General features: G+C 68.5%; 15 protein-coding genes, 1 tRNA gene and 1 pseudogene. 7 read left to right on the plus strand and 10 right to left on the minus strand.

All coding sequences use genetic code 11. The features are described from left to right. Both C5F48_RS17425 and C5F48_RS17430 read left to right on the plus strand, forming a co-directional pair. Nucleotides 1–438, plus strand: a pseudogene (locus C5F48_RS17425) (coenzyme F420 hydrogenase); the annotation flags it as partial. A gap of 64 nt (nt 439–502) precedes the next feature. Then, nucleotides 503–576 (plus strand) — tRNA-Gly (locus C5F48_RS17430). Nucleotide 577: 1 nt separating this feature from the next. Here the strand turns inward: C5F48_RS17430 and C5F48_RS17435 are convergent. From C5F48_RS17435 to fabA, 4 genes are all read right to left on the minus strand, one after another. Beyond that, nucleotides 578–994, minus strand: coding sequence for a VOC family protein (locus C5F48_RS17435; protein ID WP_107665134.1), 417 nt, complete (start codon nt 992–994; stop codon nt 578–580). A 107-nt stretch (nt 995–1,101) separates the two neighbouring features. Then, nucleotides 1,102–1,890, minus strand: a complete 789-nt coding sequence (locus C5F48_RS17440) for an enoyl-ACP reductase FabI (protein ID WP_107665135.1) — start codon at nt 1,888–1,890, stop codon at nt 1,102–1,104. Nucleotides 1,891–1,900: 10 nt separating this feature from the next. Further along, nucleotides 1,901–3,130 carry a beta-ketoacyl-ACP synthase I gene (gene fabB / locus C5F48_RS17445; RefSeq protein ID WP_107665136.1) on the minus strand — a complete coding sequence of 410 codons (1,230 nt, stop codon included), beginning with the start codon at nt 3,128–3,130 and terminating at the stop codon, nt 1,901–1,903. A gap of 19 nt (nt 3,131–3,149) precedes the next feature. Then, nucleotides 3,150–3,662 (minus strand): bifunctional 3-hydroxydecanoyl-ACP dehydratase/trans-2-decenoyl-ACP isomerase, encoded by a 513-nt coding sequence (gene fabA / locus C5F48_RS17450; protein ID WP_107665137.1) that lies wholly within the window; start codon nt 3,660–3,662, stop codon nt 3,150–3,152. Nucleotides 3,663–3,816: 154 nt separating this feature from the next. Between fabA and irr the strand changes: the two genes are divergently transcribed. The 5 genes from irr to C5F48_RS17475 all read left to right on the plus strand — a co-directional run bounded on the left by irr (nt 3,817) and on the right by C5F48_RS17475 (nt 7,537). Further along, the gene (gene irr, locus C5F48_RS17455; RefSeq protein ID WP_181247721.1) at nt 3,817–4,233 is read left to right on the plus strand and encodes a Fur family transcriptional regulator Irr; all 417 of its coding nucleotides are present in this window, start codon (nt 3,817–3,819) and stop codon (nt 4,231–4,233) included. 171 nt (nt 4,234–4,404) lie between these two features. Then, nucleotides 4,405–5,238, plus strand: a complete 834-nt coding sequence (locus C5F48_RS17460) for a transglutaminase-like domain-containing protein (protein WP_107665139.1) — start codon at nt 4,405–4,407, stop codon at nt 5,236–5,238. Nucleotides 5,239–5,323: 85 nt separating this feature from the next. After that, nucleotides 5,324–5,662 carry a carboxymuconolactone decarboxylase family protein gene (locus C5F48_RS17465; RefSeq protein ID WP_169310916.1) on the plus strand — a complete coding sequence of 113 codons (339 nt, stop codon included), beginning with the start codon at nt 5,324–5,326 and terminating at the stop codon, nt 5,660–5,662. Nucleotides 5,663–5,726: 64 nt separating this feature from the next. Further along, a complete protein-coding gene (locus C5F48_RS17470; protein ID WP_107665140.1) occupies nt 5,727–6,227 on the plus strand; it encodes a lysozyme inhibitor LprI family protein in 501 nt (166 codons plus the stop codon). A gap of 152 nt (nt 6,228–6,379) precedes the next feature. Beyond that, nucleotides 6,380–7,537 (plus strand): sensor histidine kinase, encoded by a 1,158-nt coding sequence (locus C5F48_RS17475; protein WP_107665141.1) that lies wholly within the window; start codon nt 6,380–6,382, stop codon nt 7,535–7,537. A 4-nt stretch (nt 7,538–7,541) separates the two neighbouring features. Here the strand turns inward: C5F48_RS17475 and mnhG are convergent, their stop codons facing one another. Genes mnhG through C5F48_RS17505 form a run of 6 tightly spaced genes read right to left on the minus strand, consistent with a single transcriptional unit; the run spans nt 7,542 to nt 13,497 of the window. Next, nucleotides 7,542–7,889, minus strand: a complete 348-nt coding sequence (gene mnhG / locus C5F48_RS17480) for a monovalent cation/H(+) antiporter subunit G (protein ID WP_107665142.1) — start codon at nt 7,887–7,889, stop codon at nt 7,542–7,544. Beyond that, a complete protein-coding gene (locus tag C5F48_RS17485; protein WP_107665143.1) occupies nt 7,886–8,167 on the minus strand; it encodes a K+/H+ antiporter subunit F in 282 nt (93 codons plus the stop codon). The genes mnhG and C5F48_RS17485 overlap by 4 nt, the downstream gene beginning before the upstream one ends. Then, nucleotides 8,164–8,643: a Na+/H+ antiporter subunit E gene (locus C5F48_RS17490; RefSeq protein ID WP_107665144.1), complete on the minus strand. Its 480-nt coding sequence runs from the start codon at nt 8,641–8,643 to the stop codon at nt 8,164–8,166. Before C5F48_RS17490 ends, C5F48_RS17485 begins: the two co-directional genes overlap by 4 nt. Continuing rightward, a complete protein-coding gene (locus C5F48_RS17495) occupies nt 8,640–10,256 on the minus strand; it encodes a monovalent cation/H+ antiporter subunit D (RefSeq protein ID WP_107665145.1) in 1,617 nt (538 codons plus the stop codon). The genes C5F48_RS17490 and C5F48_RS17495 overlap by 4 nt, the downstream gene beginning before the upstream one ends. Then, nucleotides 10,253–10,597, minus strand: coding sequence for a Na+/H+ antiporter subunit C (locus C5F48_RS17500; RefSeq protein ID WP_107665146.1), 345 nt, complete (start codon nt 10,595–10,597; stop codon nt 10,253–10,255). The genes C5F48_RS17495 and C5F48_RS17500 overlap by 4 nt, the downstream gene beginning before the upstream one ends. After that, nucleotides 10,597–13,497: a monovalent cation/H+ antiporter subunit A gene (locus C5F48_RS17505; protein WP_170139600.1), complete on the minus strand. Its 2,901-nt coding sequence runs from the start codon at nt 13,495–13,497 to the stop codon at nt 10,597–10,599. Before C5F48_RS17505 ends, C5F48_RS17500 begins: the two co-directional genes overlap by 1 nt. Nucleotides 13,498–13,684 lie beyond the last annotated feature (187 nt).

Here is a 13,684-nt window from a genome sequence, read left to right on the forward strand (position 1 = left end):
CGGCTGGCCGATATCACCGTGGGCTACATGGGCGGCGATGGCGACCAGTGGCTTCTGGTGCGCAACGCGCGCGGGGCGGCGATGCTGGGCCTGATCGCGGAGCGGCTGGCGGTGAAGCCGCTGACCAGCAAGGGCAAGCGCAAGGGCGCGGTGGCGGGGTTTATGCAGAACACGGCGCGGGCGGCGGGCGGGCTGCCGCTGCGGTCGATGCCCGACTGGCTGCGGCCGGTTGTCGCCTTCCTGCAGCCGCGGATCGGGCCGCGCGGGCTGGAGTTCGCCCGAGCGCGGGTGGAGATGAAGGCGGTGGAGACGGTGCTGCACCTGCGCCGCGCCCATCCGGCGCGGATGAAGAACATGGTCCCGGCCCATGTCTGGCGGCTGGTGGCGCCCTACGGGCTGACGCCCGAGCCGGGCGAGGAGCCGCGCGGGGAGCCTTGAGCCCCGAGGCGCCGCGCGCCGACCCTTGAGTGCCGCTCCGGATGGTGCTATCGCTTTTCCCGACGCGGGTATGGTGAAGTGGTATCACACGAGCCTTCCAAGCTCTTGGTGCGGGTTCGATTCCCGCTACCCGCTCCACTCACATCTTCTCGGCGGTCTGCGCCGCCTCCATGTCCATCCAGAACGGCTCGAAGACGTTGCCGTCGGGGTCCATGACGGTGCGGGTATACATGAAGTCGTGATCGGTCGCCGGTTTCGGCTCCGACCCGCCCGCTTGCAGCGCCGCCGCCGCCAGATCGTCCACCGCGTCGCGGCTGTCGCGGGTCAGGGCGATGAGCGCTGCAGTGCTGGCGCTGGTGTCGGCGCGGGGCAGGGGGGTGAAGCTGTCGAATTTCGCATGGGTCAGGATCATCAGGAAGATCGTCTCCGAGACCACGACGCAGGCGGCGGTCTCGTCGCTGAACTGCGGGTTGATGCTGAAGCCGATGGCCTCGTAGAAGGCCTTCGCGCGGTCGAGATCCGAGACGGGCAGGTTGACGAAGATCATCTGCGGCATGGGAAATCCTTTCGGGGTGAGAGGATCAGACTGCCAGAGGCCGCGCCCGCCGCCAAAGGAAAAGCCCGCGCGGTGGCGGGCCCTTGCCGAACGGTCTTGCGGAAAGCCTAGATGTTCTCGGGCTGCGGCATGCCGAGGATGTGGTAGCCGCCGTCGACATGGACGATCTCGCCCGTGGTGCAGGCGCCGTAATCCGAGGCGAGCCAGACCGCCGTGCCGCCCACCGCCTCCAGCGTGGCGTTGGAGCGCAGCGGGGCGTTGGTGTCGCTGTGGCGGTAGGTGTTGCGCGCCCCGGCGATGGCGGCGCCGGCCAGCGTCTTCATCGGGCCGGGCGAGACGGCGTTGACGCGGATCTGCTGCGGGCCGAGATCGTTGGCGAGATAGCGCACGGCCGATTCCAGCGCCGCCTTGGCCACGCCCATCACGTTGTAATAGGGCGTCACCTTGTTGGAGCCCTGATAGGTCAGCGTCAGCAGCGTGCCGCCCTGCGGCATCAGCTCCGAGGCGCGGCGGGCCACGTCGATGAAGGAATAGCAGGAGATCGTCAGCGAGTTGCGGAAGTTGTCGCGCGACGTGTTGATGAAGCGGCCCGCGAGCTCGTGCTTGTCGGAGAAGGCGATGGCATGGACCACGAAATCGAGGCTGCCCCATTCGTCCTTCAGCCGGCCGAAGGCCAGATCCATCGAGGCGTCGTCGGTCACGTCGACATCGACGAGGAAGGACGATCCGACCGAGGCGGCCAGCGGCTCGACCCGCTTGCCGAAGGCCTCGCCCTGATAGGTGAAGGCCAGTTCCGCGCCTTCCGCCGCCATCGCCCGGGCGATGCCCCAGGCGATCGAGCGTTCGTTCGCGACGCCCATGACGAGCCCGCGTTTGCCCTTCATCAGATCGGCCATGCCGAAATCCTCACCCGTTGAATTTGCTCATGACGAGGGTGGCGTTGGTGCCACCGAAGCCGAAACTGTTGGACAGCACCGAGTCGAGCTTCACGCCCTCGCGCAGCTCGGTCACGATCTCCTCGGGATGGATCTCGGGGTCGAGCTGGGTGATGTTGGCCGAGGCGGCGATGAAATTGCCGTTCATCATCAGCAGCGAGTAGATCGCCTCGTGCACCCCGGTCGCGCCGAGGCTGTGGCCGGTGAGCGACTTGGTCGAGGAAATCGGCGGCACCTGGCCTTCGCCGAAGACCCGGCGGATCGCCTTCACCTCGGTCACGTCGCCCGCGGGGGTCGAGGTGCCATGGGCGTTGATGTAGTCGATCTTGCGGCCCTCGGGCAGCGTGGAGACCGCGAGCTTCATCGACCGCTCGCCGCCCTCGCCGGAGGGCGCGACCATGTCGGCACCGTCGGAGGTGGCGCCGTAGCCGGTGACTTCGCCGTAGATCCTGGCGCCGCGGGCAAGGGCATGCTCCAGCTCTTCCAGCACCACGACGCCGCCGCCGCCGGCGATGACGAAGCCGTCACGCGTGGCGTCGAAGGCGCGCGAGGCGGTCTCGGGCGTGTCGTTGTATTTCGAGGACATCGCGCCCATCGCGTCGAAGAGGCAGGACAGCGTCCAGTCCAGCTCCTCGCCGCCGCCGGCGAAGACCACGTCCTGCTTACCCATCTGGATCAGTTCGGCGCCGTTGCCGATGCAATGCGCCGAGGTCGAGCAGGCCGAGGTGATCGAGTAGTTCACGCCCTTGATCTTGAACGGCGTGGCGAGGCAGGCAGAGTTGGTCGAGGACATGCAGCGGGTGACCATGAAGGGCCCCATGCGCTTGGGCGCGCCCTTCTCGATGACGATTCGATGCGCCTCGAAGAAATTCGAGGTCGAGGGCCCGCCGGAGCCCATGATCAGGCCGGTGCGCGGATTTGACACATCCGCGGCCTCGAGGCCGGAATCGGCGATGGCCTGCTGCATGGCGAGGAAGTTGTAGGCCGCGCCCGGCCCCATGAAGCGCAGGTCGCGCTTGTCGATGTGGTCTTCCAGCACGATCTGCGGCATGCCGTGCACCCGGCTGCGGAAGCCGTGCTCGACATATTGCGGCGAGGCGACGATGCCGGACCGGCCGGCGCGCAGGCTGGCCTCGACCTCGGTCGCGTTGTTTCCGATCGGCGAGATGATCCCGATCCCGGTAATGACGACGCGGCGCATGGCGCTCTCCTTCACAGTGTCAGGCGGCAGCGGCGGCCAGCCCGACCTTCATGTCCTTCACGTTGTAGATCTCTTCGCCATCGGCGACCACGCGCCCGTCCGCGACGCCCATCTTCAGGCGGCGGTCGATCACGCGGGTGAAATCGACGTGGTAGGTAATCATCTTGCGGGCCGGTGTCACCATGCCCTGCAGTTTCACTTCACCGACCCCGAGCGCGAAGCCCTGACCCTGCCAGCCGCGCCAGCCGAGGTTGAAGCCGGTGAGTTGCCACAGGCCGTCGAGGCCGAGACAGCCCGGCATCACCGGATTGCCGGGGAAGTGACAGGCGAAGAACCACAGGTCCGGCGTGATGTCGAATTCGGCGACCACATGGCCCTTGCCGTGCAGCCCGCCATCGGCGCTGATCTCGGTGATGCGGTCCATCATCAGCATGGGGGGCAGGGGCAGCTGGGCATTGCCGGGGCCGAAAAGCTCGCCACGGGCACATTGCAGCAGCGCCTCCTTGTCGAAATATGTCGGGAACTGCGCCATTGCGTCTCCTCGTCCTCCCCGGGGTCAATCGCCTCCCTCTATCACCCGGGTCCGAGGAGTGGCAAGGGCGGGTGGGGTACTGGGCCTGCGACGCTTTTTGTTTGATATATGCGAATTGAACGCGATATAATGAACCATGGCAACAGGAAGTCAGATGGGACGGACGGCAATTGAACGCGGCACCGAATGGCTGTCGCGCGGTGGCCTGCGTCCGACACGCCAGCGCGTGGCGCTTGCCGCGCTGCTGGTGGGAGACGGCGAGCATCGGCATGTCACCGCCGAAAGCCTGTTCGCGCTTTCGGTCCGCGGCTCCGAGAAGGTGAGCCTCGCCACGGTCTACAACACGCTGCGCGCCTTCTGCGAGGCGGGGCTGATCCAGGAAGTCGTGGTCGACGGCGCCCGCAGCTATTTCGACACGCGAATGGACGATCATCCGCATTTCTTCTGGGAAGACACGGCGGAACTGTTCGACGCGCCGAAGGACCAGCTCGAGATCAGCCGGATCCCCGAACTTCCGGCGGGGTCCGAGCTGAGCCGGGTCGATGTGGTCATCCGGCTGAAGCGCGGCTGATCCTTCCCGGACTGCCTTTTATTGCGGCGTTGCTGACTTCTGGCGGGCGTTGCCCGGCCGGATGAGCCTATTCGCCTCTGCTCCGCCGCGCCGCCGGCGGAACTTAGGCGGCGGCCTCGGGTTCTCCCGCAGATGATTGTCCGACACATGTTTTAACGCGAGGCGGCCCCCATGCTGATACGGTTCGGTTACGAGATCTCGGTGAACTGCCAGCAGCCCACGCCGATGATCAGCCTGCTCGCCCTGCGCGACGAGCGTCTGTCGGATCTGCGCATGCCGGACACGGTGATGACGAGGCCCGAGGTTCCCACCAGCATCTACCGCGACCTCTTCGGCAACACCTGCCGCCGCTTCGTCGCGCCTGCCGGGGATCTCACCCTCACCGCCGACGGGGTGATCGCCGATTCCGGTCTCACCGACCCGGTGGACTGGTCGGCGCAGGAGACGCCGATCGCCAATCTGCCGGATGACACGCTGGTCTACCTGCTCGGCTCGCGCTACTGCGAGACCGACCGGCTGAGCCAGCTGGCCTGGGACATGTTCGGCCATATCGCGCCGGGCTGGGGCCGGGTGCAGGCGATCTGCGACTTCGTGCACAATCACATCCGCTTCGACTACCAGAACGCCCGCAACACCCGCACCGCCTACGAGGCCTGGCAGGAGGGCACCGGGGTCTGCCGCGATTTCACCCATTTGGGCATCGCGCTCTGCCGCTGCATGAACATCCCGGCCCGCTACATCAACGGCTATCTCGGCGACATCGGCGTGCCTGTGGTGCTGCCGATGGATTTCTCGGCCTGGATGGAGGTCTATGTCGGCGGGCGCTGGATGACCTTCGACCCGCGCAACAACCAGCCGCGCATCGGCCGCATCGTGGTGGCGCGCGGGCGTGACGCGGCGGATGTGCCGCTGCTGCATTCCTTCGGGCCGCATATGCTGACCGGCTTCAAGGTCTGGTGCGAGGAGGTGCAGGCCCTGCCGGCCGAGGGATCGCCGCATCCCTGACCCCGCTTCTTGATCTGCGTCACGGACCGCGCCCGTCACATGCAATAGATCGCATGTGACGGGTTTTTGTTTCGAGGAGCGGACAGTGGGCTACAAGGCGAAGATCGACGACATGCGGGGCGAGCTGAAGGGGCTGTACAAGGCCCTCCCCGAGCAGACGCAGGGCTTCGGCCTCTTGTCGAAGGCGGTGAAGGACGGCGGGGTGCTGAGCCTGAAGGAGAAGGAGTTCGTCGCGCTCGGCATGGCGCTGGTGCAGCGCTGCGAGCCCTGCATCCTTCTGCATGTCGAGGCGCTGATGAAGGCCGGCGGCACCCGCGAGGAGCTGGGCGACGTGCTGGCCATGGCGGTGCAGATGAGCGGCGGGCCGGGGCTGATGTATGCCGGTCACGCGCTGGCCTGCTGGGACGAGCTGGCGGCGCAATAGCGCCCTGTACAACCTTCCGGGTCGCCGATCCTGGCGGCCCCTTTCCCGAATGACTGGTTCTACCATGCGAGTGATGCTTTTCCTGCTGCTCTGCAGCCTTTCCGCCCCGGCGGCGGCGCAGACCATCGCCTTTTCGCCGCAACCGACCGAGGAGTGTCTTGCCGCGGCCAGCACGCCGGAGGCGCGGCGCGCCTGTCCGGGGAAGGCGGCTGCGGCCTGCGTCAAGGCGATCCGCGGCGCGGCCGAGGTGGAGCGGGCCAGCTGCGCCAACGCCGAGACCGAGTGGTGGCGCGCCCGGATGGACGCGGCCTATGCGCGGATGATGCGGCAGGCCGAGCTGTCGGATGTCGAATTCGCCAAAGAGCTGGCCAGCGGCGCGCCGCGCATGACCGACGATCTGGCGCTGATGCAGGCGGCTTGGCAGGACTGGAGCGAGAAGCGCTGCTTCTTCGAGGCGATGCGCCGCCGCGGCAAGCCGGACCGCAGCGTCGCGGCCTCGCTCTGCACGCTGCAGGTCACGGCGGAGCAGAGCCTGCTGCTGGAGGCGGCTTCGGCGAGGCGCTGAACTGGGCAGAGCGCCCTGCCGCACCGTTACCTCTTTGTGGTAGCGGTGGGAAAAAGGCGTAACTGGCTCTTTCCAATGATCTGGCGATCCGCGACAACCATATCACTGTGACAGGTTGCGGGCTCTGGCCTGCGGTTCGCGGGGAGCCAGCCATGCAGCTATTCGATGTCTCGACCTACATGCCGCACGGCTACTGCCTGTTCTGGGACCCCTGGCTGGTGGTGCTCTATGCCGGGTCGGACCTGCTGATCTTCCTCGCCTATGCCGCCATTCCCTTCGCGCTGATGCAGGTGCTGCGCCGCCGGCCCGACATCCGCTATCGCAAGCTGGTGGCGCTGTTCGCCGCCTTCATCCTGCTCTGCGGCCTGACGCATCTGGTGTCGATCGTCACGCTCTGGGTCGGGGTCTATGCGCTGCACGGCTATCTGAAGCTGGCGACGGCGCTGGTGTCCTGCGCCACGGCGGTGGTGCTGTTCCGGCTGGTGCCGCGCGTCGTGGCGATCCCCAGCCCGGCCCAGCTGGAGGCCGCCAACCTGCGGCTGCAGCAGGAGATCGCCGCGCATGAGAGCACGCTGGCGCAGCTGCGCGAGGCGCAGCGCGATCTGGAGGCCAAGGTGGAGCAGCGCACCGCGGCGCTGCGCCAGGCCAACGACCGGCTCGAGGTGCTGACCCGCGAGATGGTGCACCGTTCGAAGAACCTGCTCGCCATCGTCTCGTCGCTGGCGCGGCAGACGGCGCGCGGGGTGCCGGATGTGAAGACCTTCGTCGAGCTGTTCTTCGGCCGGATCAGCGCGCTGTCGAACGCCACCTCGGCGGTGCTCGGCAGCGCCTCGCAGGCCGCGGCGCCGCTGGAGGATGTGCTGCGCCGCCAGCTCGACCCGATCCTGCAGACCTATGGCGGGCGGGTGACGCTGGGCGGCCCGCCGGTGGAGATCAGCGCCGAGGCGGCGCAGCAATTCGCGCTGGCGGTGCATGAACTGGCGACCAATGCGGTGAAGCATGGCGCGCTGTCCAGCGCCGAGGGGCAGGTGCGGCTGGGCTGGAGCGTCAGCGGCGAGGAGCTGGCGCTGCACTGGCAGGAGAGCGGCGGCGCCCCGATCCCTGAGCCTGCGCCCGAGACCGGGGGCTTCGGCATGCAGCTTCTGACCCGGGCGGTGCCGGCCATGCTGAACGGCACCGCCGAGCGCAGTCAGGGGCCGGAGGGGCTGAGCTATCGGCTGCGGGCGCCCCTGTCCTCGATCGCCGCCGCGGCCGAGACGCCGCAGCGGCTCTTGGAAGGCGCGGCCTTCCAGAACGCCATCGCGACCTGAGGCCTCAGACCCGCTTCGGCGGCTCGTCGGTCGCCTTTTCCGCCCGGTCGCGGTACAGCGCCGCCCGGCCGAGCAGCATCAGCGTCACCGGCATGGTGATGGTGATGAACAGGGCGATAATCAGCTCGTGCAGCACCGGCCGGCCGCCGAGAATCGAGAAGGTCAGCATCGAGGCCAGCACGACGCCGCCGGCCCCCCAGCTGGTGCCCAGCGTCGGGGCATGGATACGCTCGTAGAAGCTGCCGAGCCGGACGAGGCCGATGGAGCCGATCAGCACGAGGCTGGAGCCGGCCACCAGCAGCAGCGCGATGAGGATGGCGGCCCAGAGGGGGATGGCGTCGAGATGGCTCATTCGATCACCTCGCCGCGCATCAGGAACTTGGCCAGCGCCACGGTGGCGACGAAGCCGAGCATGCCGATCACCAGCGTCGCCTCGAAGAAGAAGCTGCCGCCGGTGCGGATGCCGCTGGTCACCAACAGGAGCATGGCGTTGACATAGAGCGTGTCCAGCCCGACCACCCGGTCCTGCGCGCGCGGGCCGCGCAGGCAGCGGTAGGCGGCGCAGCCGAGGGCGAGGCCGAGGGCGATCTGGGCGAAGGTGAGGGCGACAACGAGGATCTGGGCGCTCATCCGAGGATCTCCAGCAGGGGTTTTTCGTAGCGCTGCTTGATGAAGCCGGGCCAGTCCTGCTGGCCGTCGAGGTCGAAGGCATGCAGCGTCAGCACGCTGCGGGCGCGGTCGTATTCGATCCAGGCGGTGCCGGGCATGGCGGTGAAGATGATCGCCAGCAGCGCCAGCGCGTTGCGGTCCTGCAGCTCCATCGGGATCTCGACGAAGCCGGGACGGCGCGGCGCATTGGTGACGATCTGTCGGGCCACATCGTAGTTCGACACCAGCACGTCGCGCAGGATGCGCAGCACGTAGCCCGGCAGCAGCAGCGGGCGGCGCAGCCGGGTCTTCTCCGGCTCCAGCGTGGACATGGCCCCGCCGGCCACCAGCGCCACCGCGCTGCCCAGCACCAGCTGGCCCAGCGAGAAGCGCGTCAGCAGGAGCCAGACCAGCAGCAGGGTCAGGGACAGCAGGGGATGCGGGATCAGCTTGGTCATTGCAGCGCCTCGCGCTGGCGCGCCGCCTGCAGCACGCCGTTGGTGTAGATCTCGGGCCGGTTCAGCGCCCGGGCGGTGTTGTCCATGTAGCGGATCACCGGCTGCGCCTCGATGGTCAGCAGCACGGTCAGGGCGAGCAGGCCGATCACCGGCGCGATCTCCAGCGCCATGACCTTGGGCACGTCGTCCTCGTTGGCCCAGAAGGTCTGCACCCCGACCCGCACCAGCGCGACCAGCGTGGCGAGACCCGAGAGCAGCAGCACCCCGGTGAAGACCCAGGCGGCGGGGGTGACATCGTTGCGGAAGGCGATGTTGGCCGGGTTCAGCGCCGAGGAGAGCATGGCGAACTTGCCGACGAAGCCGGCGAGCGGCGGCATCCCGGCCAGAAGCAGGGTGCAGGCGGCGAAGCAGAGCCCGAGCACGGTGAGCGTGGCGGGGATGGCGAGGCCCAGCTCGGGGCCCTCGTCGTCGATGCCGAAGGCGTCGGCGGTCAGCGCCAGCATGGCGGCGATCGAGCCCTGCTCGCGGCCCATCGGCTCCAGCAGTAGGAACAGCGCGGCGAGGGCGAGGGTGGAGCTGACCATGTAGTAGAGCGCGCCGGCCACCAGCCCGGGACCGGCGCCGCCAAGCGCCATGCCGATCACCGCCAGCATGGTGCCGGAGGAGACCAGCACCAGATGCCCGGCCATCCGCCCCAGCCCCTGCGCGGCGAGGACGCCGACGAAGCCGAAGATGATGGTCGCCACCCCGCCGACCAGCAGCACCTCGGACCCGAAGCCGGTCGAGGCGTGGCTGCCGGTGAAGAGGAGCGAGGTGAGCCGCAGGATCACGTAGATCCCCACCTTGGTCATGATGGCGAACATCGCCGCCACCGGGGCCGCCGCGGCCATGTAGGCGTTGGCCAGCCAGAAGGACAGCGGCCACATCCCGGCCTTGACGAGGAAGGCCACCCCCAGCATCGCCGCCGCCATGTGCAGCAGCGGCCGGTCGGCGGCGGCGACGGTGGGCAGTTTCACCGCGAGATCGGCCATGTTCAGCGTGCCGGTGACGCCGTAGATCAGGCTGATGCCGATCAGCAGCAAGAGCGAGGCGGCGAGGTTGATCGCGATGTAATGCAGCCCGGCCCCCACCCGTTGCGGGCCGGAGCCGTGCAGCAGGAGACCGTAGCTCGCCGCCAGCATCACCTCGAAGAAGACGAAGAGGTTGAAGAGGTCGCCTGTCAGGAAGGCGCCGTTCACCCCCATCAGCAGGAACTGGAACAGGCTGTGGTAATGCTGCCCGCGCCGGTGCCAGCCGGCGGCGGCATAGACCAGCGAGGCCAGCGCCAGCACCGCCGTCACCAGCAGCATCAGCGCCGACAGCCGGTCTAGCACCAGCACGATGCCGAAGGGCGAGGGCCAGTTGCCGAGGAGGTAAAGCCCGATCCGGTTGCCGCCCGTGGCCTCGCTGCCCTTGGACAGGACCAAGAGCTGCACGGCGCAGGCCAGGAGCGCTAGCGCCGACAAGAGGCTGATCACCATCTTGGCCCGGCGCTGCCGGTCATCGTAGAGCAGCATCACCGCGCCGGCGACCAGCGGGATCAGGATCGGCAGGATCATCAGGTGGCCGCTCATTGCTCGCGCTCCTTTCCGTCGACATGGTCGGTGCCGGTGAAGCCCCGCGAGGCCAGCAGAACGACGAGGAACAGCGCGGTGGTGGCGAAGCTGATGACGATGGCGGTCAGCACCAGCGCCTGGGGCACCGGGTCGCTGTAGCGCGAGGGGTCGATCTCGGCGCCCTTGGTCAGGATCGGCGCCGCGCCCATGCGCAGCCGGCCCATCGAGAAGATGAACAGGTTGACGCCATAGGACATCAGGCAGAGCCCGACGATCACCTGGAAGGTGCGCGGCCGCAGGATCAGCCAGACGCCCGAGCCGAACAGGATGCCGATGGCGATGGCCAGGGTGAGTTCCATCAGCTGTCCTCCTTGTCGCGGCTGCGGCTGTGGCGCAGCGACTGGTGCGCCAGCGCGATCAGCATGAGCACGGTCGCCCCGACCACCACGGCGTAGACGCCGAGGTCGAAGAGCAGCGCCGTGGCGGCGGGCACCTTGCCGATCAGCGGCAGGTCGAGATATTGCGCATGCGCCGTCAGGAAGGGCGCGCCGAACAGGAAGGCCCCGGCGCCGGTCGCCGTGGCGATCAGCAGGCCAATGCCGATCCAGCGGGTCGGCAGGATGCGCAGCCGGTCCTCGATCCAGCGCACATTCGCCGCCAGATATTGCAGCAGGAAGGCGATGGCCAGGGTGACCCCGGCCGAGAAGCCGCCGCCGGGCAGGTCGTGGCCGCGGAAGAACAGGTAGGCGGAGAGCAGGATGATCGCCGGGAACATCCACTGCATGATCACCGAGGGGATCAGCAGGTAGTTGTCCAGCGTGTCGCCCGGCTGGCGGCCGTCGGCGCGGTGGTCGGCGGCGTCCTGCAGCTTTTGCTGCTCCGGCAGGCCGGTGCTCTCGCTGGCCGGGCGGAAGCGGCGCAGCAGGGCGAAGACCGTCAGCGCGACGATGGCCAGCACGGTGATCTCGCCATAGGTGTCGAAGGCGCGGAAATCGACGAGGATCACGTTCACCGTATTGGTGCCGCCGCCCTCGCTGTAGGCGTTGGCGAGGAACCAGTCGGCGATGCTCGGCCCCGGCGCGGTGGTCATCACCGTGTAGGAGACGAGCGCCAGCCCGCCGCCGCAGATCGCCGCCAGCACCAGGTCGCGGCCGCGCCGCACCCGCGCCGCCATCAGCCGGTCGGCGGCGATGTCGGTGCGGCGCTGCGGCAGCCAGCGCAGGCCGAGCAGCAGCAGGACGGTGGTGACGATCTCGACCAGCAGCTGGGTCAGCGCGAGGTCGGGGGCCGAGAGCCATGCGAAGGTGATGCAGGTGGCGAGGCCGGCGCCGCCCAGGAGCACCAGCGCCGCGAAGCGGTGGTACTTCGCCTGCCAGGCCGCGCCGAGCGCGCAGGCGGCCCCGACGATCCAGACCAGGGTGAAGGCCGGGTCGAAGCTGCCCTCGGTCAGGTCCGGCACCAGCCGGCCGGCGTCGGCCAGCACCCAGATCGCCGCGCCGAGCGCCAGCGCCACGAGGAGGCGCAGCTGCGGCTGCAGCCGCTCGGTGCCGATGCGCAGGAGGATCTGCCGCGGCCATTTCCAGGACATCAAGAGCATCATCCGGTCGAAGACCTTCTGCAGCTTGATGCGGTGCAGCAGCGGCGGGCCTTCGGGGCTGCCCGGCAGCCAGCGCGCGGTGAGGACATAGAGCAGCACGCCCGCGCCCATGGCGATCAGGCTCATGACGAAGGGCGTGTTGAAGCCGTGCCAGATCTCGAGGCTGTAATCCGGTGTGTCGCGCCCCAGCACCGAGGTGACCGCGGCCTGCAGGTAGGGCCCGAGCGAGGCCGCCGGCAGGATGCCGATGACGAGGCAGAGGATCACCAGCAGCTCCACCGGGCGGCGCATCAGCAGCGGCGGCTCGTGCGGGGTCTTGGGCAGGTCCACCGGCGGCGGGCCGAAGAACACGGTGTGGATGAAGCGCAGCGAATAGGCGACGCTGAAGATGCTGGCGAAGGTGGCGAGATAGGGCAGCGCGTCGTCGAGGATCGAGCCGTTGTGCCAGTCGGCGGCCTCGGCGAAGAACATCTCCTTCGAGATGAAGCCGTTCAGCAGCGGCACCCCGGCCATCGAGGCGGCGGCGACGATGGCCAGCGTGCCGGTGATCGGCATCAGCCGCATCAGCCCGCTGAGCCTGCGCATGTCGCGGGTGCCGCTTTCGTGGTCGATGATGCCGGCGGCCATGAACAGCGAGGCCTTGAACACCGCGTGGTTCACGATGTGGAAGATCGCGGCGACGATGGCGCCGGGGCTGCCGATCCCGGCCAGCGCGGTGATCAGGCCGAGATGGCTGATGGTGGAATAGGCCAAGAGCCCCTTCAGGTCGTGGCGGAACAGCGCCACCACGGCGCCGAGGACCAGCGTCGCCATGCCGGTGCCGGCCACCAGCCAGAACCACAGCTCGGTGTTGCCGAGCGCGGGCGAGAAGCGGACGAGCAGGAAGACCCCGGCCTTCACCATGGTCGCGGAATGCAGATAGGCCGAGACCGGCGTCGGCGCGGCCATGGCGTTGGGCAGCCAGAAGTGGAACGGCATCTGCGCCGATTTGGTGAAGGCGCCCAGCAGGAACAGGATCAGGATCGGCACGTAGAGCCCGCTCCCGCGCAGCATGCTCGCCGAGGCCAGTACCCGGTCGAGGTTGTAGCTGCCGACGACATGGCCGATCAGCAGCATCGCGGCCAAGAGGCAGAAGCCGCCGGCCCCGGTCACCACCAGCGCCATCCGCGCGCCGTCGCGGGCGGCGGCGCTCTGGTGCCAGTAGCCGATGAGCAGGAAGGAGAAGAGGCTGGTCATCTCCCAGAACACCACCAGCATGATGATGTTGCCCGACAACAGCAGCCCGGTCATCGAGCCGGCGAAGGCGAGGAGGAAGCTGAAGAACTTCGGCACCGGGTCCTTCGGCGACAGGTAGTAGCGGGCGTAGAGCACCACGAGGAAGCCGATGCCCTGAACGAGCAGCAGGAACAGCCAGGCGAAGCCGTCGAGCCGGAAGGTCAGGTTCAGCCCCAGCGAGGGCACCCAGGACACCGGCGCGCGGATCACCTGGCCGTTCGACACCGAGGGGAACAGCCCGGCCAGCAGCACCAGCCCGCCCAGCATCACCAGCCCGGAGAGCCAGGCCTCGGCATTGCGGGCATTGGCGGGCAGCGAGGCCGCCAGCAGGCTGCCGAGAAAGGGCAGGGCGAGGAGGGCAAGAAGAAGATTGTGCTCGATGGGCAAGGGCGGGCGCTCCGCAGGGCAGGGAGGGGCAGGACAGGCAACGGGCTGCCCCGGGGAGAGGGCAGGGTCAGGCGAAGGGCGGCTGCCGCGGCGGCAGGGGCGTCAGGCCGCGGCCGGAGGTCCGCGTCCGGGTCGCAGCACCGGGGAAACCCCCTCGGCGCGGGACGAAGCCTGCGGCAGGTCGGCG

The sequence above is a fragment of the Cereibacter changlensis JA139 genome (assembly GCF_003034985.1).
GTDB classification, from domain to species: Bacteria; Pseudomonadota; Alphaproteobacteria; order Rhodobacterales; family Rhodobacteraceae; genus Cereibacter; species Cereibacter changlensis.

Excerpts from the sequence above, each read along its gene's own strand:
- C5F48_RS17435 (WP_107665134.1), bottom strand. The coding sequence starts at position 994 with ATGCCGCAGATGATCTTCGTCAACCTGCCCGTCTCGGATCTCGACCGC.
- C5F48_RS17440 (WP_107665135.1), bottom strand. The coding sequence starts at position 1,890 with ATGGCCGATCTGATGAAGGGCAAACGCGGGCTCGTCATGGGCGTCGCG.
- fabB (WP_107665136.1), bottom strand. The coding sequence starts at position 3,130 with ATGCGCCGCGTCGTCATTACCGGGATCGGGATCATCTCGCCGATCGGA.
- fabA (WP_107665137.1), bottom strand. The coding sequence starts at position 3,662 with ATGGCGCAGTTCCCGACATATTTCGACAAGGAGGCGCTGCTGCAATGT.
- irr (WP_181247721.1), top strand. The coding sequence starts at position 3,817 with ATGGGACGGACGGCAATTGAACGCGGCACCGAATGGCTGTCGCGCGGT.
- C5F48_RS17460 (WP_107665139.1), top strand. The coding sequence starts at position 4,405 with ATGCTGATACGGTTCGGTTACGAGATCTCGGTGAACTGCCAGCAGCCC.
- C5F48_RS17470 (WP_107665140.1), top strand. The coding sequence starts at position 5,727 with ATGCGAGTGATGCTTTTCCTGCTGCTCTGCAGCCTTTCCGCCCCGGCG.
- C5F48_RS17475 (WP_107665141.1), top strand. The coding sequence starts at position 6,380 with ATGCAGCTATTCGATGTCTCGACCTACATGCCGCACGGCTACTGCCTG.
- mnhG (WP_107665142.1), bottom strand. The coding sequence starts at position 7,889 with ATGAGCCATCTCGACGCCATCCCCCTCTGGGCCGCCATCCTCATCGCG.
- C5F48_RS17485 (WP_107665143.1), bottom strand. The coding sequence starts at position 8,167 with ATGAGCGCCCAGATCCTCGTTGTCGCCCTCACCTTCGCCCAGATCGCC.
- C5F48_RS17490 (WP_107665144.1), bottom strand. The coding sequence starts at position 8,643 with ATGACCAAGCTGATCCCGCATCCCCTGCTGTCCCTGACCCTGCTGCTG.
- C5F48_RS17495 (WP_107665145.1), bottom strand. The coding sequence starts at position 10,256 with ATGAGCGGCCACCTGATGATCCTGCCGATCCTGATCCCGCTGGTCGCC.
- C5F48_RS17500 (WP_107665146.1), bottom strand. The coding sequence starts at position 10,597 with ATGGAACTCACCCTGGCCATCGCCATCGGCATCCTGTTCGGCTCGGGC.